General features: G+C 52.8%; 23 protein-coding genes. 8 read left to right on the top strand and 15 right to left on the bottom strand.

Going from position 1 to position 21071, the window contains the following annotated elements; translation table 11 throughout:
- Window position 1: 1 nt before the first annotated feature.
- From fliE to HG1285_RS16140, 5 genes are read right to left on the bottom strand one after another with little or no spacing between them, the layout of a single operon-like run.
- Complete coding sequence (gene fliE / locus HG1285_RS16120) at window positions 2-295, bottom strand: flagellar hook-basal body complex protein FliE (protein WP_008285972.1); 294 nt, start codon at window positions 293-295, stop codon at window positions 2-4.
- Window positions 286-699: a flagellar basal body rod protein FlgC gene (gene flgC / locus HG1285_RS16125; protein ID WP_008285971.1), complete on the bottom strand. Its 414-nt coding sequence runs from the start codon at window positions 697-699 to the stop codon at window positions 286-288. The genes fliE and flgC overlap by 10 nt, the downstream gene beginning before the upstream one ends.
- Window positions 696-1070, bottom strand: coding sequence for a flagellar basal body rod protein FlgB (gene flgB, locus HG1285_RS16130; RefSeq protein ID WP_008285970.1), 375 nt, complete (start codon window positions 1068-1070; stop codon window positions 696-698). The genes flgC and flgB overlap by 4 nt, the downstream gene beginning before the upstream one ends.
- A 1-nt stretch (window position 1071) precedes the next feature.
- Complete coding sequence (locus HG1285_RS16135; RefSeq protein ID WP_008285969.1) at window positions 1072-2880, bottom strand: tetratricopeptide repeat protein; 1809 nt, start codon at window positions 2878-2880, stop codon at window positions 1072-1074.
- Complete coding sequence (locus HG1285_RS16140) at window positions 2816-4156, bottom strand: hypothetical protein (protein ID WP_008285968.1); 1341 nt, start codon at window positions 4154-4156, stop codon at window positions 2816-2818. The genes HG1285_RS16135 and HG1285_RS16140 overlap by 65 nt, the downstream gene beginning before the upstream one ends.
- A gap of 58 nt (window positions 4157-4214) precedes the next feature.
- Here HG1285_RS16140 and HG1285_RS16145 point away from each other — a divergent pair, with 58 nt between their 5' ends.
- From HG1285_RS16145 to HG1285_RS16155, 3 genes are read left to right on the top strand one after another with little or no spacing between them, the layout of a single operon-like run.
- Window positions 4215-5453 carry an aspartate kinase gene (locus HG1285_RS16145; protein WP_008285967.1) on the top strand — a complete coding sequence of 413 codons (1239 nt, stop codon included), beginning with the start codon at window positions 4215-4217 and terminating at the stop codon, window positions 5451-5453.
- 1 nt (window position 5454) lies between these two features.
- A complete protein-coding gene (gene rfaE1, locus HG1285_RS16150; RefSeq protein ID WP_008285966.1) occupies window positions 5455-6405 on the top strand; it encodes a D-glycero-beta-D-manno-heptose-7-phosphate kinase in 951 nt (316 codons plus the stop codon).
- A complete protein-coding gene (locus HG1285_RS16155) occupies window positions 6389-6724 on the top strand; it encodes a YraN family protein (protein WP_008285965.1) in 336 nt (111 codons plus the stop codon). The genes rfaE1 and HG1285_RS16155 overlap by 17 nt, the downstream gene beginning before the upstream one ends.
- 30 nt (window positions 6725-6754) lie before the next feature.
- Here the strand turns inward: HG1285_RS16155 and HG1285_RS16160 are convergent, their stop codons facing one another.
- The 5 genes from HG1285_RS16160 to HG1285_RS16180 are packed head-to-tail and all read right to left on the bottom strand — an operon-like array spanning window position 6755 to window position 10293.
- The gene (locus HG1285_RS16160) at window positions 6755-6994 is read right to left on the bottom strand and encodes a KH domain-containing protein (protein WP_008285964.1); all 240 of its coding nucleotides are present in this window, start codon (window positions 6992-6994) and stop codon (window positions 6755-6757) included.
- Window positions 6991-7317 carry a 30S ribosomal protein S16 gene (rpsP, locus tag HG1285_RS16165; protein WP_008285962.1) on the bottom strand — a complete coding sequence of 109 codons (327 nt, stop codon included), beginning with the start codon at window positions 7315-7317 and terminating at the stop codon, window positions 6991-6993. The genes HG1285_RS16160 and rpsP overlap by 4 nt, the downstream gene beginning before the upstream one ends.
- 30 nt (window positions 7318-7347) lie before the next feature.
- Window positions 7348-8547: a hypothetical protein gene (locus HG1285_RS16170; protein ID WP_008285961.1), complete on the bottom strand. Its 1200-nt coding sequence runs from the start codon at window positions 8545-8547 to the stop codon at window positions 7348-7350.
- Between the two features lie 3 nt (window positions 8548-8550).
- Complete coding sequence (ffh, locus tag HG1285_RS16175) at window positions 8551-9870, bottom strand: signal recognition particle protein (protein ID WP_008285960.1); 1320 nt, start codon at window positions 9868-9870, stop codon at window positions 8551-8553.
- A gap of 15 nt (window positions 9871-9885) precedes the next feature.
- The gene (locus tag HG1285_RS16180; RefSeq protein WP_008285959.1) at window positions 9886-10293 is read right to left on the bottom strand and encodes a putative metalloprotease CJM1_0395 family protein; all 408 of its coding nucleotides are present in this window, start codon (window positions 10291-10293) and stop codon (window positions 9886-9888) included.
- A 47-nt stretch (window positions 10294-10340) separates the two neighbouring features.
- Here HG1285_RS16180 and alaS point away from each other — a divergent pair, with 47 nt between their 5' ends.
- Window positions 10341-12962: an alanine--tRNA ligase gene (gene alaS / locus HG1285_RS16185; RefSeq protein ID WP_008285958.1), complete on the top strand. Its 2622-nt coding sequence runs from the start codon at window positions 10341-10343 to the stop codon at window positions 12960-12962.
- 112 nt (window positions 12963-13074) lie between these two features.
- On the top strand, window positions 13075-13359 hold the full coding sequence (locus HG1285_RS20185) for a c-type cytochrome (protein WP_050777659.1): 285 nt from the start codon (window positions 13075-13077) through the stop codon (window positions 13357-13359).
- Here the strand turns inward: HG1285_RS20185 and alr are convergent.
- Entirely contained in the window at window positions 13352-14398 is a 1047-nt protein-coding gene (gene alr, locus HG1285_RS16195; RefSeq protein WP_008285956.1) for an alanine racemase, read from the bottom strand. The two genes, HG1285_RS20185 and alr, sit on opposite strands and share 8 nt — an antisense overlap.
- Before the next feature lie 33 nt (window positions 14399-14431).
- Between alr and gnd the strand changes: the two genes are divergently transcribed.
- The 3 genes from gnd to pgl are packed head-to-tail and all read left to right on the top strand — an operon-like array spanning window position 14432 to window position 17376.
- Window positions 14432-15343 carry a phosphogluconate dehydrogenase (NAD(+)-dependent, decarboxylating) gene (gene gnd, locus HG1285_RS16200; protein WP_008285955.1) on the top strand — a complete coding sequence of 304 codons (912 nt, stop codon included), beginning with the start codon at window positions 14432-14434 and terminating at the stop codon, window positions 15341-15343.
- Window positions 15336-16697, top strand: a complete 1362-nt coding sequence (gene zwf, locus HG1285_RS16205; RefSeq protein ID WP_008285954.1) for a glucose-6-phosphate dehydrogenase — start codon at window positions 15336-15338, stop codon at window positions 16695-16697. Before gnd ends, zwf begins: the two co-directional genes overlap by 8 nt.
- Window positions 16690-17376 carry a 6-phosphogluconolactonase gene (gene pgl, locus HG1285_RS17085; RefSeq protein ID WP_008285953.1) on the top strand — a complete coding sequence of 229 codons (687 nt, stop codon included), beginning with the start codon at window positions 16690-16692 and terminating at the stop codon, window positions 17374-17376. The genes zwf and pgl overlap by 8 nt, the downstream gene beginning before the upstream one ends.
- Here the strand turns inward: pgl and HG1285_RS16210 are convergent.
- From HG1285_RS16210 to soxB, 4 genes are read right to left on the bottom strand one after another with little or no spacing between them, the layout of a single operon-like run.
- Window positions 17318-18295: an MBL fold metallo-hydrolase gene (locus HG1285_RS16210; protein WP_008285952.1), complete on the bottom strand. Its 978-nt coding sequence runs from the start codon at window positions 18293-18295 to the stop codon at window positions 17318-17320. The genes pgl and HG1285_RS16210 overlap by 59 nt on opposite strands.
- The gene (locus tag HG1285_RS16215) at window positions 18292-18747 is read right to left on the bottom strand and encodes a DUF302 domain-containing protein (protein WP_008285951.1); all 456 of its coding nucleotides are present in this window, start codon (window positions 18745-18747) and stop codon (window positions 18292-18294) included. The genes HG1285_RS16210 and HG1285_RS16215 overlap by 4 nt, the downstream gene beginning before the upstream one ends.
- Window positions 18744-19247: a DUF302 domain-containing protein gene (locus tag HG1285_RS16220; protein WP_008285950.1), complete on the bottom strand. Its 504-nt coding sequence runs from the start codon at window positions 19245-19247 to the stop codon at window positions 18744-18746. Before HG1285_RS16220 ends, HG1285_RS16215 begins: the two co-directional genes overlap by 4 nt.
- Window positions 19244-20998 carry a thiosulfohydrolase SoxB gene (gene soxB / locus HG1285_RS16225; RefSeq protein ID WP_008285949.1) on the bottom strand — a complete coding sequence of 585 codons (1755 nt, stop codon included), beginning with the start codon at window positions 20996-20998 and terminating at the stop codon, window positions 19244-19246. Before soxB ends, HG1285_RS16220 begins: the two co-directional genes overlap by 4 nt.
- Window positions 20999-21071 lie beyond the last annotated feature (73 nt).

Here is a 21071-nt window from a genome sequence, read left to right as displayed (position 1 = left end):
CTTACACCTGCATTCTCAGGAGCTCCTGATAACCTTCAAGGAGTCTGTTTCTAACCTCTATCATGAGGTTTAGAGCCACTCCCGCCTTCTCAAACTCTATGACCATCCTGTGGAGCGGCACATCTTCACCTCTGAGTACCGCCTCCTTAACGTTCTTTGCGTTCTCCTGCTGGGAGTTTACCCACAGGACGAACTCTTTCAGGGCGTCGGCAAAATCTTCGGGGCTCTTTACTTCCCTTCCCTTCTCCTTAAGGAAGGTCTCAAAGGCTCTGTAATTTATTCCACCTATCTCCATAGCTCTATGGTTCTGTTAGCCATATCCTTCGTGAGGTTGAAGGCGTTAAGGTTTGCTTCGTAGCTTCTCACGGCGGATATCATGTCCGCCATCTCTTTAACGAGATCAACGTTGGGTAGTCTGACGTATCCCCTTGCGTCAGCCCTTGGGTTGTCGGGGTCATAAATGACCTTGAAGGGGGCGTCGGACTCCCTTATCTGGGTTACAGCGACGGGTATCTCTCCCTTCTTTACCCTCTCGGGGTTGTATATAGCCTGGAAGACTACCTCCAGCTTTCTGAAGGGTTCACCTGTTTGCTTGTAAGCTTCGTAGTTTGCAAGGTTGGACGCTACGGTGTTCATCCTTAACCTCTGGGCGTACATGCCTGAGGCGCTTATCTCAAAGGTTCTGAAGAGGTCGTTCATCTCCTACCACCCCTTATGATGTTGTTGAGCTTGTTTATGTTGCCCGATATCATCTTCATGTAGACCTCGTAGGCTATCCTGTTCTGGGTTAGCTTAGCCATCTCCTCTTCCACGCTAACGTTGTTCCTGTCGTTCCCCACGAGGTTCCTCTTCACCTCCACAACCTTGAATCCCTCTCCTCCGGAGGGCTTTATATGCTTTCTGCTCGTTGTCTTTAGGGGTATCCTGTCAACCTCGTCCTTGAATTGCAGGTCTTTCGCCCTGTAGTTCGGTGTGTCCGCGTTGGCTATGTTGCTCAGTATGACCTTGTGCCTCTTCCAGGTAAAGTCAACACGAGGCTCTACCTTCCTTATGCCCTTAAACAGGTCCAACTCAGCCCTCCCATAGGCTCCTGATAACCTTGCTCCATATATTATCTTCCTCTTTCGCCCGCTTTACAACCCATTTTAGCGTTTCGGAATCCTTCAGTCTCTCACTTATGACCGCCACCCTGAACATAGCCCACCAGTAGTTATCCCCTTCCGCATACAACTCAGCCACCCGCCGGTAGTATCTGAGGGCTTTCCTGAGGTCTCCTCTATCGTAATACAGGTCGGCGACCTTCGTAAGTACGAGGGGTGCGTAGTGGGAGAACCTTTCCCTTTTGAAGTCAACCTCTGCGAGGACTTTTTCCAGCTCCTCCGGAGAGTCCTGCAGGTATGCGCTCAGCAGCCTTGCCTCAAGGAGGTCTTCCCCCTTGAGCAGGGGCAGACTCTCAAGAAGGTACTTAACAGCCTCCTCCCTGTTCCCTTCTATGAGGCTCAGCTGTGCGTATAGGAACTTGTATACGCCCTCGTCCTTCACGTAGGGTAAGACCTTGACCACCTTCCTGTCTCCCAAGAAGACCATAGACCTTGCGAGGAGCTCCATGCCCGCCGGCGTGCCGTAAATTTTGAAGTAGCTGCTTCGGTTGGTCTTAAATAGTTCGTTCAGGAACTCAGCGTCCCCCCTGTTGAAGAACGCAAAGTTTTTCAGGGGTTCCCTCGCCTTCTCAACGTACCTGTCAAAGGTGAAGAGCTCGTTCTCAAAGACGAACTCCCTTAGGGTAAGCTCCTTTACCCTAAGAAACTCTCTCTCCTCGTCGTTCAGACTCTTCTCCTTGAGGGACAGGTAGTATATTCCGAGGGCTGGGATCTCCCCGTATATGTCCTCCACGTTCAACCACCCGAGCTGGAGAAGCTTCTCTCTGTAATTACCGAGCTTCTCCCCGTAGACTTTGAGGAACTCATCGTATAGCCAGAGGGAAGAGAAGAGAGTCTGCGAGAGCTTGTTGTAGAAGAGCTTGTCCTCTTCGGTTAGCTTTTTTAAATTTGCGAAGGCTTCCCTGAAGTTCTTGGTCTCAAGGTTTATTCTTGCAAGGTAGAAGTTGGCTTTGTCTTTGTAGAACTTGAGGGTGTCCTTCTTCAGGCTGAGCTCTAAGTACAGAAGGGCTTTTCTCCAGTCCCCGAGCTTGTAGTGGGCTACGCCCATCCTGAATAGGAGGTGGGGGTCTTCTCTCAGGTAGGTGTTCGTGTTCATGGCGTAGGCGAGGTACTCAACGGCGAGGCGGTACCTTCCTAAGTTGAAGTTGTAGAAGCCTAGGGTCATGTAGTATATGTCAAGGTAGTCCTCTGGGACTCCTTCCGTGTCAAGCTTCTTCAGGTAGTTGTAGCCTTCTATGCTTCCGTCAAGGGACGCGGCGTAGCCGTACTTTATCATGTACTCTACCTTCTCCGTCTCCCCGTAGAGGTTTGCGTATATGTTCTTTGCCGTGGCGTACCACTGGAGAAGCAGGTAAGAATCGCCTATGAACTCTCGCTGGGTGTAGATGAACCTCGGGACTTTGTAGTGAAAGGGATACTGATTCAGGTAGCCTATGGCGGCGAGAACACCTTTCTTACTGCCGAAGGCGTAAGAGTATAAGGCGTAGCTCTTACCGAGGTAAAGGTAGGAGAGCTCCCCGTAATAGGACTTAGGGTTCACGCTGTAAGCTCTGGAAAAGTAAACGAGGGCGTCCAGATAGTTGAGTATCTTGAGGCTCTCTACACCCTCCTCAAAGTACCTCTTTGCGAGTTCCGGGCTTCTAGTCTGCTCCGCGTTATAGGAGTAGGTTGAGATTAGGACTATCAGAAGAGCTACGAAGAACTTTCTTATCAACTCCATCCTCTTCCTTTATGTTAACCCGCTCGGAGCGCTTTCCGCCCCTTGAACCCTTACCTGTAAGCTCACTCCCGTTAACCTTGAGGCTCTCCAGGCTTATCCCGAGACTCTCCAGGTTTCTGCTCAACCTCTGGACGTCTAAGTAGGACAGGTGCCTCTGTATGTCTTGGTTGATCCGTATATCAACGTTGAGGCTCTCGCTCTGGAACTTGAACTTAAGGTGTGCGTCCTCAAACCTCACGTTTATGTGTTTGACCTCGGGTTTTCCCGGTGGCTGGTAGGTGTGCTCCCTGCGGTGAACCTGCACAGCCTCTTCCTCCGCTACGCTGGTGTCTCCCACGCTTGAAAAGAAGGCTGCGCCGTCCCTTTTAAACTCCAGAGAGCTTTCCCCTTTAGTCTTAACCGCCTCTACCTCTCGCTGCCTTTTTGCCGGGCTGGTTTTGGCTTCGGCTTCACTGCCCAGCGTAACCTCTGTGCCTCTGGGCTTTAGCTCCCTCTGCGGCTTTTCACCCTGCAGGGACTCCTTTAGCGTTTCCTTTTCGGGAGTGCTCTCCGTTATCCTGTGTTTGATCTCCTTCGGCTCCTGAACCTTCGGCTCTGACTCATCTGCTTTAATGGGGGCATTCCCCTCGGGGGCTATTTTCAGAGCATTCTTTCTATCTTCCCTTTCCGCGCTAACGCTGAGCTCTTCTACCGTTTCGGGAGCCCTGCCGTCCGTGACCTGCTCCTGATCCCTCCTATAATGTTCCCTTGGGAGTGTTGGATCTCTGGGTTGGACTTTCTCGTTCTGAGGTGCAGGCTCCTGTATGAGGGTTTTCACGTGAACGCCCTCTTCATCAGGATAGACACCTTCGGTGTGGGTTTCCTGTGTCTGGGACAAGCCCTTGTTAGCGTTGTCAGCGTTTATTTTCACTTCCTCTTCGTTCACCTGTGCCGGTGCGGACACTCCTGCGGAGGCAAGCCCCTCCACAGTCCCATACCTGCCCTCGGCGGTGATACGGCTCTGTCCCTGGGGTGTTTTCTCATCGTGTCCCTCAGTGCTGAGCTCTGAGTTCATGAAGGCTTTGATCAGCCTGAGGATCTCTGGAGGTATGCTCTGCTCTTGATTTAGGGTTTGGGGTTGCTGAGTGTCCGCCTCCTCTGAAGGGGTTTGTCCCCCGAACTCCCCCATGATCATGGCTATCACGTCCTCAAAGTTGACCTCCGGGTTCAGGGAAAGGTCAATGCCGAGTTCCTGGAGGAGCGGTAAGATTTCCCCCGACTCAACTCTGCTCAGCATAGCTCTGAGAATGTAATCGGCACTTCCTCCAGATGTTATAATTTTTTGCCTGTGAGCTATGGGTATAGTTGTTCAGAAGTTCGGAGGAACTTCCGTAGGTAGCCTTGAGAGGATAGAAAACGCCGCAAGGCGTGTAATCCAGGCTCTGAACAGAGGAGACAGGGTGATAGTTGTGTCCTCGGCTATGGCTGGGGATACCGACAGGCTCATAGAGCTTGCAAGGAAGATAACGGAGTTTCCCAACGAGCGTGAGATGGACATGCTCCTCGCCACAGGTGAGCAGAGGGCTATATCCCTGTTTGCCATGACGCTCAGAAAGCTGGGATATCCGGCGGTGAGCCTCTGTGGTTGGCAGGTGCCCATAATCACCGACGACGTCCACACGAAGGCGAGGATAAAAAGGATAGGAACCCAGAGGCTAAAGAACCTTCTCAACGAAGGTTACGTGCCGGTGGTTGCAGGGTTTCAGGGCATAACCGAGGACTGGGAGATAACCACGCTCGGCAGGGGAGGCTCAGATACAACGGCTGTTGCTCTTGCCGCTGCTGTCGGTGCGGACTGTGAGATATACACGGACGTGACGGGTGTGTTCACCGCCGACCCGAGGGTGGTGCCCAACGCGAAGAAGATACCCTACGTGTCCTACGAAGAGATGCTTGAGCTCGCCTCCCTCGGCGCAAAGGTCATGCAGATAAGGAGCGTAGAGTTTGCCGCCAAGTACGGGGTTAGAATACATGTGAGGAGCTCCTTTGAAGAGGAGGAGGGAACCTGGATAGTTCCGGAGGATGAGATCATGGAGAAGGTAGCGGTCAGAGGCATAACGGTTGATACCAAAGAGGCGAGGATAACCGTCGTTAGGGTTCCAGACCAGCCGGGTATAGCTGCAAAGCTCTTCAAGGCTCTCGGAGAAGCCCACATAGTCGTGGACATGATAGTTCAGAACGTATCCCACGAGGGTTTCACGGACATGTCCTTCACGGTGAGCAAGAACGATGCCCCCAAGGCCGAGGAGATAGTGAGAAAGGTTGCGACTGAGATAGGGGCGAGCGAGGTGGTCAGAGACGACAGGGTAGCCAAGGTATCCATAGTGGGGCTCGGCATGAGGAGCTCCTACGGGACCGCTGCAAAGATGTTTGAGGTTCTCTCCAAAAACGGTATAAACATAATGGCTATATCCACCTCGGAGATAAAGATATCCTGCCTGATAGACGAAAAGTACGCCGAGCTTGCGGTCAGGTCGCTTCACGAGGCTTTTGTGGAAGACGGGGAGGAGATAAAGGTGGAGAACGAGGGCTGAGGTGGAACTGAGCAGGGTAGAGGAACTCCTCAAGAGACTGAAGGATATAAAAGTACTGGTCGTAGGAGATGTGATACTTGACCGCTACCTAAGAGGGAAAGTGGAAAGGATATCCCCCGAGGCGCCCGTCCCCATAGTTGAGGTTGAAGAGGAGGAGCTCAGGCTCGGGGGAGCCGGCAACGTTGCCAGCAACCTCGTTGCCCTCGGTGTAGAGACCTACATAACTGGGGTTGTGGGCGAGGACAGCTCCGGAGAACGGTTGATAGAGCTCCTTAAAGAGAAAGGGATAGAGTCAAGGCTATTTAAGGACGAGAGACCCACAACGGAGAAGATCCGTGTGGTATCCATGTCCCAGCAACTCCTAAGGATAGACAGGGAGGATAGGAGGAAGGTCGGCGGTTCAGCTCTGAAGCACATAAGGGAGGTGATCCTTGAGAACGACTACGATGGGGTTATAGTCTCCGACTACGCCAAGGGCGTCGTCACCCACAGGGTCATGGAAGCTATAAAGGACAGGGAGGTCTTTTGCGCCATTGACCCCAGACCCGTTAACAGGCAGCTTTACTCTGGGGCGAGCCTAATGACGCCCAACGAAAAGGAGCTGAGGGCTATGACAGACCCCTTAGGCGAGGAGGGCGTTGAGACACTGGGCAAGGTGTTGAAGAAGGAGCTTGAGCTGGAAACCCTCGTAGTTACGAGGGGCGCTAAGGGAATGATGCTCTTCGGAGAGGAGGTCAGGAGCTTTCCCGCGAGAGCACGAGAGGTTTACGACGTTACCGGGGCAGGCGATACCGTTATAGCCTCGCTGACAGCCTTTCACTTGGCGGGGGCTACCTGGGAGGAAGCCTGCGAGCTCGCAAACGTCTGTGCGGGAATAGTTGTCGGTGAGTTCGGGACGGCGAGCGTAACTCCGGAAGAGCTACTAAGGGAGCTTGATGAGAAGGGGGAGTGAGTACGAGGAGCGTGCCTGCCTCTATCTGCAGGACAAAGGTTACTCAATAGTGGCGAGGAACTACCACTGCAGGAGCGGAGAGATAGATATAGTTGCCCGGCAGGGCGGAGAGCTTGTGTTCGTTGAGGTAAAGGGAGGGAAGGACACGAGCCTTGGACACCCGGCCGAGAGGTTCAATCCCAGAAAGCTTGACAGAATAATAGCCTGCGCCTTCAGGTTCATGGAAGAGATGGGTCTTGAGGAGCCTTTCAGGGTAGACCTCGTGGTAGTCTTGGAAGACAGAATAGAACACTACGAGAACGTGGGGTATGAATTTTAAGAGACCCCGCCGGAGGCGGGGTGATTTGAATTACTCAAGGATCTCTAAAACGACCCTCTTACCGGTCTTTCTCCCCATAGCGGAGAGAAGCGTCCTGAGGGCTCTTGCTATCCTCCCCTGCTTGCCTATGACCTTCCCGAGCTCTGCGGGGTCAACTCTGAGCTCAATAACTATAGTCTTTTCTCCCTCAATCTCGGTGACCTGCACCTTTTCCGCGTTGTCAACGAGAGCCTTTGCTGTGGTCTCAACTATCTCCTTCATTGCGCTCATGAGTGCACCTCCTTGGTGGTTTTCTTCTTGGGTACCCAGTAATCACCGACCTTTTTGAGTTCACAGTTTTCAGGAACCACATCCTTGAGAATTCCCGCAGCTTCAAAGATAGCCTTAGCTCTGTTTGCGACCTCAACACCCTTGGCGATCCACTCCTTAACCTTCTCAGGTTTTATATCAAGGATCACCTTCCTCTTGGGGTCGTAGGTGCCGAGTATGTCAATGTAGTTGCCCTCTCTGGGGGACTTTGCGTCCATAACGACTATCCTGTATATGGGGTGGTGCCTGCGTCCGAACTTAGCGAGCCTTATCCTTACTGCCATCTTCCGTCCTCCGATATTCTGAGCGGATAATTATATCATATCCTTAAGGGACTCTCTCAGGTCGTCTTCAGCCCTGGAGAGTATGAGCTCTACGGACTCCTTTATAGTATCCTTGTCTTCTTCGTAAGCTGTGATGAGCGCGTTCCTGAGTATGTCCTCCTGCAGTCTCATGTCATCAAAGGAGCGAAAGATCTGCGCGAGCTCCTCTCTCCTGCCGAAGGGCATCCAGAGGGGTATCAGGTAAGCGATCTCTTCCTCGTAAAGTTCGTAGCCTATAAGCGCCTTTATGACTTTCTGGGAGCTGAGCTCCGAGAACTGGGGCTCCTCCGTAAGCAGGGGAGCTACACTCTCCGAGGATATAGTCCATGCATCTCTAAACCCTTCCAAGGGTATCTTCAGGACAGGGTTGTTCACCTTGGCACAGGTGAGGATCATCGCTTGGGTCTCTGTATCAAAGAGGCTCAGAGCTCTCTTCCACACTTCCCTTTCCGGGTTCAGGGTGTCTATGCTGAGGGTCATCGCTACCATGTCTCCCACCACCTCTCCGTACTCCTCAACGCTACGAGATATTATGTTCAGAGACCTTTCCTTCTCTTCAGAGCTCGTCTTGTCGGTGAAGGCGATATGCACCAGAGAGCTTACGTAGGATGTCAGCAGAGCTCCCTCAACGCCCTCTTCATCTCCCAGCACAGCCTCTCTCACGGTGCTGGCGAGGTTTGAACAGGTAGCCACTGAGTTCCTTACCTCTCCCAGCACTTCCTCCGAAAAGTCCTGTGTGAGCATATCCGCAAGGGCGCTGAAGGCTTGGTCAAGGGTCTCGGTGGGGAACATATACCCGTAGGGTGGTTCCTCTCTAACCTTTCTTAAATAACCCTCTAAAAGATCATGAGCCTCTTCCACTTTGCCCTCTATCAGCAGATCCGGTAGTGGTGCGAGATCCTGGGGAGCGTCTTCTTCCGATAGTAGCTTTGCCATCGTTCTGATTGAGTCAACTCTTCCCTCTTCGGTGAATCTCAGATAGAGCAGGAGCACCTTGGACAAGGTATCTTTCAGGAGAAACTGAGCCAGGACACTGGCAAAGGCTGTGTCCCTGTCGGAGAGGGCGGTGATCAGTAGCTTTGAGATCTTTTCGCCTTGAGATATGTTTCTGAGGGCGTTTAGAGTCTCCTGATACAGGAGTTCCTGACGCAGGGCTTCCTCAATCTCTTCGTTGAAGTCCTCTATCTCCACCTCTCACCTCCCGAACCCTCCGAAGGGAAACTTGGGCATGGGTATTCCTCCCGCTCCCTTTAGCTTTCTCATCACCTTCCTCATCTCCTCGTAGCGCTTCAGAACCTTATTGACTTCCGAGACGCTCGTGCCGCTACCCCTCGCTATCCTCTTCTTCCTGCTCATGTTGATTATGCGTGGGTTCTGTCTCTCTTCGGGGGTCATGGAGTTGATGATCGCCTCTATCCTCTTGAACTGCTTATCGTCAACCTTTACGTTCTTGAGCTGGGCACCTATGCCGGGCATCATACCGAGGAGTTTGTCAAGGGGTCCCATGTTCTGTATCATGCGGAGCATCTCTCTCAAGTCTTCAAGGTTGAAGTCCCCCGCAAGAACCTTCGTAGATAGGTGCTGTGCCTTGTCCTCGGGGATTACCTCCTGGGCACGCTCCACAAGAGACTGTATGTCTCCGAGACCCAGTATCCTCTGGGCTACCCGGTCGGGGTAGAAAGGCTCCAGGTCCTCTATCTTCTCACCCACACCTATGAACTTTATGGGGACTCCGAGGGTCTCCCTCACGGAGAGGGCTAATCCTCCCCTCGCGTCGCCGTCCATCTTGGTGAGGACTACGCCCGTGAGACCTAAGAGTTCGTGGAAGGTCTTTGCTGTTTCAAGGGCTGTCTGTCCCTGCATGGCGTCCGCCACGTAGATTATCTCCGAGGGCTTGACCTCCTCCTTTATGCTCCGGAGCTCCTCCATCAGCTCCTCGTCAACGTGAAGCCTACCGGCTGTATCAAGGAGGAGGTAGTCAACCCCTTCCCTTTTAGCCCTCTCTACAGCCTTCCTTGCCAGCTCAACTGCGGACAGCCCTTCCTCAAAGGAGTAGTATGGGACTCCAACCCTCTCGGCGAGCCTCTCCAGTTGAAGCATCGCAGCGGGACGCCTGACGTCGGTGGAGGAGACGGCCACCTTAAAACCCTTCTTCTTGAGAAGGTGGGCGAGCTTTCCTATGGTGGTGGTCTTACCCGTTCCCTGAAGACCAACGAAGAGAACCGTTCCCTTCTTAAGGTCTTCCTTTTCCTTACCGAGTATGTTTACGAGCTCTTCGTAGACTATCGTTATTACCTGCTCCGCAGGTGAGAGGTTCTTCTTTACCTCGGAGGACAGCGCCCTTTCCCTGACCTTCTTTAAAAACCTCTTGGTGACCTCGTAGTCAACGTCCGCCTCCAGGAGGGCGAGCCTTATGTCCCTGAGGGCGTCGTTTATAACCTTGTCTGTGAGCTTTCTTGCCTTCTTCAGTTTGGAGAGTGTTCCGCTGAACTTTTCCGTAAGTAACTCAAGCATGTTTAAAAGTATAAACTAAAGACTGAGGTCTATAAACCTGCCCGTTTCCTCTCCGTTTTCTGAGAGCATCTCTATGCGGGCTTTTATCTCCATGGCGGTAGCCTTAGCAGCTATCGCCCTGTCCTGAGGCGAGGGGTTCAGGGGTGCGAGGGCAGCCCTCTTAACCTTACGGGCTATCTCTATAGTTTCTTCGGGTGTTTTCCCCTCTTTCAGGTGAAGGGGGACTTCTCCCCCCGTTATGTACATTCTTCCGTCAGGACCTTTGGTGTACCTGTACCTTACGGGACCGGCCAGCTCACCGCCGACGGACTTGTGGGCGAGCTCGTGCATCTTTACCTTCTGTTCCGCGAGCCTCAACTGCTGGGTCATTATGCTGAGCTTGACGTTCTCCATGAGGCTCTGTCCTGCAGCTCCCACCCTCATGATATACGCCCTTTAGCCCCTGATATTAAAGATATAATTTAAATGCCATGAGCTTGAGTGCACACGAAATTCGCGAGCTTTTCCTGAGCTTCTTTGAGAGGAAGGGACACACCAGGGTGAAGAGTGCCCCCCTGGTTCCGGAGAACGACCCTACCCTTCTCTTCGTGAACGCGGGCATGGTTCCCTTCAAGAACGTATTTCTCGGTGTAGAGAAGAGACCCTACACGAGGGCTGTTTCCTGTCAGAAGTGCCTCAGGGTCTCTGGAAAGCACAACGACCTGGAACAGGTGGGCTACACCTCAAGGCACCATACCTTCTTTGAGATGCTCGGCAACTTCTCTTTCGGGGACTACTTCAAGGAGTCTGCCATAGAGTACGCCTGGGAGTTCGTTACCGGAACCCTCAAGCTTCCGGAGGAAAAGCTCTACGTATCTGTTTACAGGGACGACGAGGAGGCTTACAGGATATGGAGTGAAAAGGTGGGCGTTCCTTCGGAGAGGATATGGAAGCTCGGCGATGAGGACAACTTCTGGCAGATGGGCGAGACGGGACCCTGCGGACCCTCCTCAGAGATATACGTGGACAGGGGTGAGGAGTACGAAGGTGACGAGAGATACCTTGAGATATGGAACCTCGTCTTCATGCAATACAACAGGGACGAGAAGGGTAACCTAACACCTCTTCCCAAACCTAACATAGACACTGGGATGGGACTTGAGAGGGTTGCGAGCGTCCTCCAGAACACGAAGACGAACTATGAAATAGATATAATCTACCCTCTGATAGAGTTCGGAGAGGGTGTTTCAGGGCACAGATACGGAGAGTCCCCCGATACGGACGTTGCCCTCAGAGTTATAGCGGATCACCTCAGGGCTCTCATCTTCGCCATATCTGACGGTGTGCTTCCCTCCAACGAGGGAAGGGGTTACGTGATAAGGAGGATACTGAGGAGAGCCCTCCGGTTCGGCTACAAGCTGGGTGTTGAGGAGCCTTTCCTTAACCGGGGTATAGACCTGGTAGTGGACATAATGAAGGATCCTTACCCAGAGCTTGATATGTCCAGGGAGTTCGTTAAGGGGGTGGTCAGGGGAGAGGAGGAGAGGTTCATAAGAACTCTTAAAGCCGGTATGCAGGCGGTTGAGGAACTCATAGAGAGAGCTAAGGAGGAGGGAAGAGACACCCTCAAAGGCGAGGAGGTCTTCAAGGCATACGACACCTACGGATTTCCCCTTGACCTGATAGACGAGATAGCCCGTGAGAGGGGGCTGAAGATAGACATCGCCGGATTTCAGGAGGAGATGGAGAAGCAGAGGGAGAGGGCAAGGAAGCACTTCAAGGTTGAGACTAAGAAGGTAAAGCCCGTTTACCAGCATCTGAAGGACATAGGGAAAACTTCCGAGTTCGTGGGCTATGAGCATTACGAGTACGAAACCGAGCTGATGGGCGTCGTGAAGGGAGAGGAGCTCGTGAGTGAGCTCTCTGAGGGTGAAGAGGCTGAGCTAATTCTCAGAGAAACTCCATTCTACCCCGAGAGAGGGGGACAGGTGGGAGACACGGGTGTGATAGAGAGTGACAGGGCTCTCTTCAAGGTTGAGGACACCCAGTCACCCGTTGATGGAGTTATAGTCCACAGGGGAAAACTCCTGAAAGGAACGCTTCGCGTTGGTGACAGGGTCGTTGCGAGGGTGGACAGGGAGAGGAGAGAGGACATAATGAGAAACCACACCGCCACCCACCTCCTTCACGCAGCCCTGAAAAACCTTCTTGGAGAGCATGTGCGTCAGGCTGGTTCTCTCGTTGCGGACAGGTATCTAAGGTTTGACTTCACCCACTTTGAAGCCCTGACGAGGGAGGAGCTCAAGAGTATAGAGGAGCTCGTCAACGAGAAGATAAGGGAAAACATGCCCGTTCAGGTTAACGAGATGGACTACCAGAGCGCCTTAAGAAGCGGAGCTGTCGCCATATTTGAGGAGAAGTACGGAGACACCGTCAGGGTTATATCTGCGGGAGAGTTCTCAAGGGAGTTATGTGGAGGGACTCACGTATCAAGGACGGGAGACATAGGCTACTTCAAGATACTCTCCGAGTCCTCCGTCGGAGCTGGTGTCAGGAGGCTAATAGCCCAGACGGGCAGGTGGGCTGTGGAGACCGCCTTCAGGGAACACACCCTCCTTGAGGATGTGGCTCAGTCACTAAACGCCAAGGAGGAGGAGGTGCTCTCCAGGCTTGAGTCTTTGAAGTCAGAGCTGAAGGAGAAGGAGAGGGAGATATCGCGCCTGAGGCAGGAACTTCTGAAGTTTCAGATAGAGACCTCTGTGAAGAGAGAAGAGGTGGGAGAGTTTACCCTCTTCTGGGGAAAATTCAAGGGCGTTGGGGCGGAAGAGCTCAGAAACCTCGCTGACATGCTCAGGCACAAGACAGGTAAGGACGTGGTGTTCCTCCTTTCCGAAAAGGACGGAAAGCTCTCCACCGTCGTGGCTGTGTCAAAGGAGACCACCGACAGGGTGAAGGCTAACCAGCTCATAAAGGAGCTCGGCAGGGCTCTCAAGGGTGGAGGAGGAGGAAGGGAAGACCTCGCTCAGGGCGGCGGCAGTAACCCGGGAGGCTTTGAAGAGGCTGTTAAAATATTAAGGAACAGGCTTAAGGATATTTCCTCAGGAGGTCAATAGATTGAAGGTGGGTGCGGTTTTAGTTGGAGCTATGATGGGAGCTATCCTCTTAGCGTGCGATAAGAAGGAGGAGAAAACCCAGGAGTCTCCTAAACCGGAGACCAAAGAGGAGATCAAGAGAGAGGAAAAAGAACCTGCGGTTGAGAAAACGGGGGCTTACGCCCTTGCGGACAAGAAGGGCTGTTTTGCCTGTCACGACGTTTACAGGAAGAAGGTGGGACCCTCCTATGCCGAGGTGGCTAAGCGCTACGCTGGTAAGGAGAAAGCCCTTGAAGAGCTCGTGGTGAGCATAACCAAGGGAAGCATGGGTAAGTGGGGCTCAATACCCATGACGCCTCAGCCCGTTACGAAGAAGGAGGCTGAAGAGTTAGCCAAGTGGATACTCTCAATCAAGTGACTTCTCTCTTAACCCTGCTGGATACGTTGCACATGAGCTCGTAGGGTATCGTTCCCGCCTCCCTTGCGAGCTCACCGAAGGTTCTCTCTTCGCTGACCACGGTTACCCAGTCTCCAACCCTGACGTTTGCTGTGCCAACGTCAACTATGGTCATGTCCATGGTTATGTTTCCGACTATGGGCAGCTTGTTTCCCTCGTAGAGCAGGTAGCCCCTGTTTGAAAGGCTCTTCATCAACCCATCTGCATACCCAAAGGCGATCACCCCTATCCTCATCTCTCTCTCGGTGACGAAAGTTCTGCCGTAGGAGATAGGGTGTCCTGCGGGGAGCGTTTTAAGGGACAGCACCCTTGCCCTTATGCTTACCGCCGGTCTCAGCCTCAGGGGGTACTCCTTAAGAGGCTTTTCCCCGTAGATGGCAAGCCCCACCCTTATGTGTGTCGTGTAAGGCACCCTGTATATAACTCCGGCGGAGCTTTCCAGATGAACCTTTATTTTCCTGCTGTACCTTCTCACTATGGCTTCAAACCTCTCTATCTGTTTTCTGGAGAACTCTTCGTCCGCGGGAGTGGAGAGGTGGCTCATTATACCCACTACCCGTGGGTCGTCCACGAACTCATCAACGAAGCCGAGACGCCCCATGCCTGTGTCGTACTTCACGTGAAACTTTATGTCCTCGTTCCCTATTATCTTCAGGTGTTCAATGTCTGAAACCACGGGCGTAAGCCCGTACTCTTTAACCGCCTCAAGCTCCTCGGGCAGGATCCCCCCGAGTATCAACACCTCCCTCTTTATGCCCATCTCCCTGAGGAGGACACCCTCTTCCACGCAGGCAACGGCGAAGGATTCCACCTCCGGGAGCTCTCTGAGTATGGGGGCTACGTATTTTACCCCTATCCCGTATGCGTCTGACTTTATCACCGCTATCAGCTTCTTTCCGCCGAACCTGAAGAGCTCCCTTACGTTTTCCTCTACGGCTGAGCGCTTTATTCTGAGAACAGACCTGCAACCAAGCAGAGCCCCGCAGTATCCTTCAACCACATCTAAAATTTTATAGGAGTTTAGAATCTAATTATGAGCGTGAGGGAGATAGGGATAATCGGTCTCGGCAGGATGGGTCTCGGTATAGGAAAACGGCTCGTGGGAAAGGGCTGGAGGGTCTTCGGCTACGACCCATCTGAGGAGGCGAGGGAAAGGGCAGAGGAGGGGGGTATAGAATCCTTTGAGGAGCTCAGCTTCCTCTGCGGTGAGTTCACGGATAGAAAGCTCCTCTGGATAATGGTTCCCCACACAGCGGTGGACGGGGTCATATCCTCCCTCAGGGAAGAGCTCGTTGAGGGCGATGTGGTTATAGACGGGGGGAACTCCTTCTATAAGGACTCCGTCCGCAGATTCAACGACCTGTCCCGTATGGGAGTTCATTTCCTTGACGTGGGGGTAAGCGGTGGTGTGTGGGGAGAAGAGCAGGGCTTCTGTCTCATGGTGGGTGGTGAGGAGAAGGTCTTCCGGGAGCTTGAAGAGCTGTTTATAGACCTCTCCTACGGAGGGGACGGATACGCTTACATGGGCAGGGCTGGAAGCGGACACTTCGTAAAGATGGTGCACAACGGGATAGAGTACGGGATGATGCAGGCTATAGCTGAGGGCTTTGAGCTCATGAAGGAAAGTGACTATGACCTTGACCTTGAAGAGGTGGCGAGGGTGTATACAAGGGGTAGCGTGATTAGGTCGTGGCTCATGGAGCTCACCCACAAGTCCTTAAGGGACTTTGGAGACCTTAAGGGTATAGAGCCTTACGTTCAGGACTCGGGAGAGGGGAGGTGGACTGTCCAGACAGCGGTGGAGCTCGGAGTTCCCGTATGGGTTATATCCGATGCCCTCTTCAACAGGTTCAGGTCAAGACAGAACGACTCCTTCAGGGATAAACTCCTCGCCGCTCTCAGATACGAGTTCGGAAGGCACGAGGTAAAGAAGAAGGATGAATAGGGAGCTCGTATTCTTCATATTCGGGGGGACAGGAGACCTCGCGAGGAGGAAGCTCTATCCCGTTTTGCAGAATCTCTACCGGAAAGGTAAGCTCAGGGGGTTGAGGGCTGTCTACGCCCTCGGCAGGAATGTGGACAGGATAGAGGAGTACGTGAGATCCCTTGAGGGGGACTTCGCAAAACTTATCCGTCCCTTTGAGTTTGACGTCTCCAGAAGGGAGTCCTACGATAGGCTGGGAGCTGAAATATCCGGTATGGGGGGTGCGGAGCTAATACTATACTTAGCCCTTCCGCCCCAGCTCTTTGAGACAACCATACTCCACCTGGGTTCGCTCATGAGGAAGTTCTCCAACCCACGCAAGATCGTTGTGGAGAAGCCCTTCGGCTTTGACCTATCCTCCGCAAGGAGGTTGAACTTCCAGCTCAAGCGCTACTTCACCGAGAGGGAGATATACAGGATAGACCACTTCCTCGGGAAGGTTCCCATACAGAACATCCTGTCCGTGCGCTTTTCAAACTACGTGTTTGAAGGTATATGGAACAAAAACTTCATAGACAACATACAGATATCGGCTCTGGAAGACATAGGGCTTGAGGGGAGAGCGAGCTACTACGACAGGGTGGGCGCCCTCAGGGATATGGTTCAGAACCACCTCCTCCAGATACTCTCTTTCCTCGCGATGGAACCCCCTGCAGTTATGGAGGCTGAGCGTGTTCGTGACGAGAAGGTGAAAGTCCTCTCTTCCATAAGGCATCTCTCTGAGTCCGATATAGACCGCTACGCGGTGAGGGGTAGGTATAGAGGATATCTTGAGGAGCTCGGCAGGGAGTCTAACACCGAGACCTATGCAGCGGTCAAGCTGTTCATAGACAACTTTCGCTGGGAGGGAGTACCCTTCTACTTGAGAACGGGCAAGAGGCTTAAGAGGAAAGTGACCCAGGCTGTGGTCGTCTTCAAGGAGGTTCCGGGGAACTTCGGCAGGCTTCTTGGATGCGTCCCTGAGCAGAACAAGCTCGTATTTGAGATAGCACCCTCCAACAGGGTGATGTTCTTCTTTGAGATGGCGCCCCCGGAGGGCTTCCTGTCCTGTCCCGTGGAGAGGGAGATGGAGCTTGAGCTTGCGCCGGAGGGTCTGCCGGAGGCTTACGAGACCCTCCTGGAGGATATAGCGGAGGGAAACCAGACCCTCTTCATAAGGGAGGACGAGGCCGAGCTCGCCTGGGAGGTAGTCCAGCCGATAATAGACCGCTGGAGTCAGGAAGGGGATATCCCCGAGTACGAACCGGGCAGCTGGGGACCTAAAGAGGCTGAGGAACTTATAGGTAGAGACGGGAGGAGCTGGATAGTTGTATAGGATCTTTCACTACGACACTCCGGAGGAGGTCAGCAGAGAGCTCGCCCGCTTTATGGAGGAGTTCCTGACCACGGTGATAACCGAGAAGGGCGTAGCAAAGCTTGGGCTTGCAGGGGGAAACTCCCCGAGGGAAACCTATGCTCTCATGAGGGACTCCTTCCACCTCTGGGAGAGGGTCTTGATATTCCCGACGGACGAGAGATTCGTTCCCTCCGAATACCCTGAGAGCAACTACCGGATGCTGAGGGAGTACCTCGGTGACAGGGCGAAGGTATACAGAGTTAAGACGGAACTCCCACTGAGGGAAGCCTGCGAAGACTTTGACAGGGCTCTCTCCAAAGCCGGGGGGCTTGACCTCGTACTCCTCGGTATCGGCAGGGACGGACACACAGCCTCTATATTCCCGGGGGTTCCTTGTGAGTCCTGCGGTGAGAACGCCTGCACCTCAAGGTCTCCAGATGGGCTTGACAGGATAAGCATGAGCCTGAGCTATATAAACCGTTCCCATCAGGTAGCTTTTCTCGTCCTCGGAGAGGAGAAGAGAGATGCCCTTGAGAGATTACTTGAGGGTGATGATATACCCGCTTCGCGGGTGAGTAATGGAAAGGGGATATACCTGTTCACTGACCTTCTTCCAGCATCTCGTTCTCAACTTCAAAGTAAACGTAGTAAGCGTTGACAGGGTTTACGTCAAAGAACACAGGAACCTGAGCGTAGGAGGGGTCTATCTCAAGGAGAGCGTCGTTTATGTGTTCCCTTACGTAGTCTATGTCCTGACCCTCCTCTATCATCTTCCTTATCGTTCTCCTGAGGTCGTCTATGTACCTGTACGTCCAGTTCACCCTGTCCCTTATCCTCTCCCTGGTGAGCATGGGCTTTCCGTGTCCCGGGAGGAGGACGTCGGGGTCAAGCTCAAGGATCTTCTTCAGGCACTTCAACCAGTCCCTTGAGTTCCCGGAGCCGAGAAAGGGGAGGCGTCCGTCAAAGACTATGTCTCCACTGAACAGAACCTTCTTATCAGGTATCCAGGCTACTATGTCACCGGGGGTGTGGGCTTTACAGAAGTGCCTCACCTCTATGGTGATCTCACCCATGTGTATATCTATATCCCGCGTCAGGGTTATGTCGGGTGCTACCATGTCCGTGCCTTCCATGTGTTCCCTCAGGAGTTTTTTGCGAGCCTCGTAGAAGTTCCAGCTTGAGGGTCTTGATACGTACTCGTAAGCCCACTCGTGAGCTATCACGTCCGCCCCAGCTTCCTTCAGTGCCCCCGCCCCGTAGAAGTGGTCTGTGTGATAGTGGGAGACCACCGCGAACCTTATGGGTTTTCTGGAAACGTTCCTTATGGTCTCTACGAGCTCCTTCCCGAGCTTATATGTCGTCAGGGTATCAAATACGAATACACCCTCGTCGGTTACCACAAAGTAAGCGTTGGATATAAAGCCTCTGTTTTCGTAATTCACCTGCTCGTAAACCCCGAAGACCCCATAGACTCCCTCCTTGACTTTCTTCAGGGTTTCTCTGACGTGCTTTGGGTGATCTCCCCCTAAGGATGCCCCAACCCACAGGAGCAGGACTAAGAGGAATGACCTTTTCATAGCTCCCCCTTAACTTCTTTTATGGCACCCTTAACGTCCTCGTCAGCCTTGATGAAGAGTTTCTTCGCCTCTTCCGAGAGCTCTTCGTCAAAGACCCTCAGCAGGGTCTTAACGTTTATGAAACCAACAGCCACGGAGCCGTCCTTTCTCTCGTAGAGGTATATCCTGCAGGGAGCCATAACACCGAGCTGGGGGAACTCCCTGAATATCTTTTCCGCGTAGGAGAGGTTGCACACGAGCATGTAAGAGAATCTCGGCTTGTCGGTAGCCACGTCTATAACACCGAGAACATTCATGTTCCTTCCGTCAAGGGCTGTCTTGAGGAGGAGCTTAACGTCTTCAAAGTCCATGCCCTCTATGACCTCTTCGTACTGGAGGGGGTGCTTACCCTTATCCTGGGCGAAGGAGAGGGTTATCAAGAAGGTAAGGATTATGAGGGCGAACCTCCTCAATTCAACTCCTCCTCGGCAACCTCTGCCACAGCTATGCGTAGTTTTTGGTAAACGTCGGCTATGAGCTGGACGTACTTATCTCCGAGTTCTTTAGAGTAGTCCTTTATAAAGAGTATCTCCTTAGGAGCCGTTATGGTGGTCTTTCCGTTCTTCTCATAGACGGCTATGCTGCAGGGTATAAGGACACTCATGAAAGGGACCTTCCTGAGGAGTTCCTTCTTCTCAGGTATGTCGCACGCGAGCACCGTGGTGTAGTTGGGAAAGTCCTTCATGCCCCTCTCATGGATGACCTTAGACATGGGAAGGGTTCTTATGACCTTCAGTCCCTTCTGGTTGAGCTTCTCAACGAGCTCCTTTACGACTTCGTCGTGCTTCTTTTTGCCTTGGACTTCAAGGGTGAAGAAGAACATCTTCTCTGGAGTTATGAGGTTCGTCCTCACGTAGAACATAAAGGCAAGGACGGCGAGAAGGCCGCCCAGAAGGAAGAGAATTGCCCTCATGTTCCGAAGCACTCCTCGTAGGTCTTGTAGGGAGCATCAAGGACCTTTACGTTGGGCTTCGTTCTTACCTTTATGCTTCCCTTCTTCTTTATGTAGTTTATGAGTATGTCGTAAACGGGAACGGGCTTGTAGTCCGGGTGTACGGCGTCCGGGGGCGGTGGTGGTCCTCCGTAAACCGCCATCAGGTACTCCTTGTTCTCCTTGAGAGGCTTTCCACCTATCCACGCCCTCTTTATCCTCTTGTACTGGGGTCCGTATACTTCTATCTCGTACTCAACGTTCCAGAGCCTTGACATATCTCCACCCTGCTGGTAGAAGGGGTCTGGGTTGAAGACGTTGTCCGCCACGTCCTCCCATATCGTCAGAAGGTCTTTTCCGGTTCTCTTCAGGACGTAAACGTTGGGGTAGGTTATGGCTGTATAGTCGTAAACGTGATCCCTCGTTATCTTCTGTCCCGGCAGGACGACCGTTCCCCACCTGTATCCGGGAGAGGTTACCACGTCAAGGTCTCCGCCGTAGTAATCGTTTATAGCCTCTCCGACGAGCCAGTCCCAGGTTGAGAAGAAGGTGTCCCTCTTGTAGAGCATGACCTCGGCCGTTCCTATCTCCTCGTCAAGCCTGTGGGTCTTGGTAACCTCAGCCTTCCACTTGTTAACTATCTTCTGAGCTCCCTTGTCCGCAGGTATCAGGTTCGTTGCAACGGGGTAGAGCTTGAAGTTAAAGTCCCTGATCCTGCCGTTTCTTACGTCAAGGTCAAGCCTTCCAACGAACTTACCGTGGGAGCCTGCTATGAGCACGAGGGTCTTTCCTACCTTTACCGCCCTTGGAGTTACGTCGTGAGTGTGCCCAGAGATTATGACGTCTATTCCCTCAACCACCTGGGCTATCTTCTGGTCAAGGGGGAACCCGTTGTGGGTGAGGAATATTACCGCATCAACCTTGTGCTGCTCCCTGAGCTCGTTTACGAACTGTTGTAGCTGATCTTCCCTTATTCCGAAGCTCCAGCCCTCAACGAACTGCCTGGGGTTTGCGAGAGGAGTGAAGGGGAAGGAGCTTCCTATTATTCCAAGTTTGACTCCTCCTACTTCTTTTATGGTGTAGGGTTTGAAGACGAGCTCTCCCCACATTTCATCAACGACGTTGTGGGTTATGAACTCGCATCCTCCCTTCTTCAGGTCGTCTATTCTCTTGAGGAAGGTCTCCTTACCGAAGGTGAAGTCCCAGTGAGCGACGAAAAGGTCGTAACCCGTGTAGTTCATCCAGTCAACCACAGACTTACCTTCGGTGAAGGTTCCTATCGCGGTGGTCGTCCAAGTGTCTCCGCCGTCCATGACGAGGACTTTGTCTTTTCCTCTCTCGGCTATGACGTGTTTAATGATCGTGGTTATGTGGGCTGCTCCACCCATCTTGCCGAACTTCTGGGCGAGCTTGGGAAAGTCCACACAGCTGGTAAAGTAAGCCTCAAGGCTTGAGGGGGCTATCTTGTAGTACCTGAGGAACTCCCAGCCCGTTATATATCCGGGAGTGCCCACGAGCTTTTTGGGAGCCACAAGGTTCATAGGCTCCGCAAAGTAGAGAGGTTCAAGGTGAGCGTGCATGTCGGTGGTGAACAGCAAGGTCACGTTCCCGACAGGCTTGAACCTCATTATGTCGTCGTAATTCATCTTTGCCAGAGCCGCCACAGGGTTGGCGCTCATGAAAGCACCCGTAACTATAGCCAGCTCTAAGAAATCTCTACGCGTCAGATGCATCTGCCGTCACCTCCTCTTAACATAAAAAAAAGAAATAACACATTTTGGGTATCTATGTTGAAAATCAGGGGGA

It is taken from the genome of Hydrogenivirga sp. 128-5-R1-1 (genome assembly GCF_000171895.1).
This window is presented reverse-complemented; position numbering and strand designations above follow the sequence as displayed.

What these genes read in the sequence shown, in the direction of transcription:
- fliE (WP_008285972.1), bottom strand. Translation starts at nt 295, where the DNA reads ATGGAGATAGGTGGAATAAATTACAGAGCCTTTGAGACCTTCCTTAAG.
- flgC (WP_008285971.1), bottom strand. Translation starts at nt 699, where the DNA reads ATGAACGACCTCTTCAGAACCTTTGAGATAAGCGCCTCAGGCATGTAC.
- HG1285_RS16135 (WP_008285969.1), bottom strand. Translation starts at nt 2,880, where the DNA reads ATGGAGTTGATAAGAAAGTTCTTCGTAGCTCTTCTGATAGTCCTAATC.
- HG1285_RS16140 (WP_008285968.1), bottom strand. Translation starts at nt 4,156, where the DNA reads ATGCTGAGCAGAGTTGAGTCGGGGGAAATCTTACCGCTCCTCCAGGAA.
- HG1285_RS16145 (WP_008285967.1), top strand. Translation starts at nt 4,215, where the DNA reads ATGGGTATAGTTGTTCAGAAGTTCGGAGGAACTTCCGTAGGTAGCCTT.
- HG1285_RS16155 (WP_008285965.1), top strand. Translation starts at nt 6,389, where the DNA reads ATGAGAAGGGGGAGTGAGTACGAGGAGCGTGCCTGCCTCTATCTGCAG.
- HG1285_RS16160 (WP_008285964.1), bottom strand. Translation starts at nt 6,994, where the DNA reads ATGAGCGCAATGAAGGAGATAGTTGAGACCACAGCAAAGGCTCTCGTT.
- rpsP (WP_008285962.1), bottom strand. Translation starts at nt 7,317, where the DNA reads ATGGCAGTAAGGATAAGGCTCGCTAAGTTCGGACGCAGGCACCACCCC.
- ffh (WP_008285960.1), bottom strand. Translation starts at nt 9,870, where the DNA reads ATGCTTGAGTTACTTACGGAAAAGTTCAGCGGAACACTCTCCAAACTG.
- HG1285_RS16180 (WP_008285959.1), bottom strand. Translation starts at nt 10,293, where the DNA reads ATGAGGGTGGGAGCTGCAGGACAGAGCCTCATGGAGAACGTCAAGCTC.
- alaS (WP_008285958.1), top strand. Translation starts at nt 10,341, where the DNA reads ATGAGCTTGAGTGCACACGAAATTCGCGAGCTTTTCCTGAGCTTCTTT.
- gnd (WP_008285955.1), top strand. Translation starts at nt 14,432, where the DNA reads ATGAGCGTGAGGGAGATAGGGATAATCGGTCTCGGCAGGATGGGTCTC.
- zwf (WP_008285954.1), top strand. Translation starts at nt 15,336, where the DNA reads ATGAATAGGGAGCTCGTATTCTTCATATTCGGGGGGACAGGAGACCTC.
- HG1285_RS16210 (WP_008285952.1), bottom strand. Translation starts at nt 18,295, where the DNA reads ATGAAAAGGTCATTCCTCTTAGTCCTGCTCCTGTGGGTTGGGGCATCC.
- HG1285_RS16220 (WP_008285950.1), bottom strand. Translation starts at nt 19,247, where the DNA reads ATGAGGGCAATTCTCTTCCTTCTGGGCGGCCTTCTCGCCGTCCTTGCC.
- soxB (WP_008285949.1), bottom strand. Translation starts at nt 20,998, where the DNA reads ATGCATCTGACGCGTAGAGATTTCTTAGAGCTGGCTATAGTTACGGGT.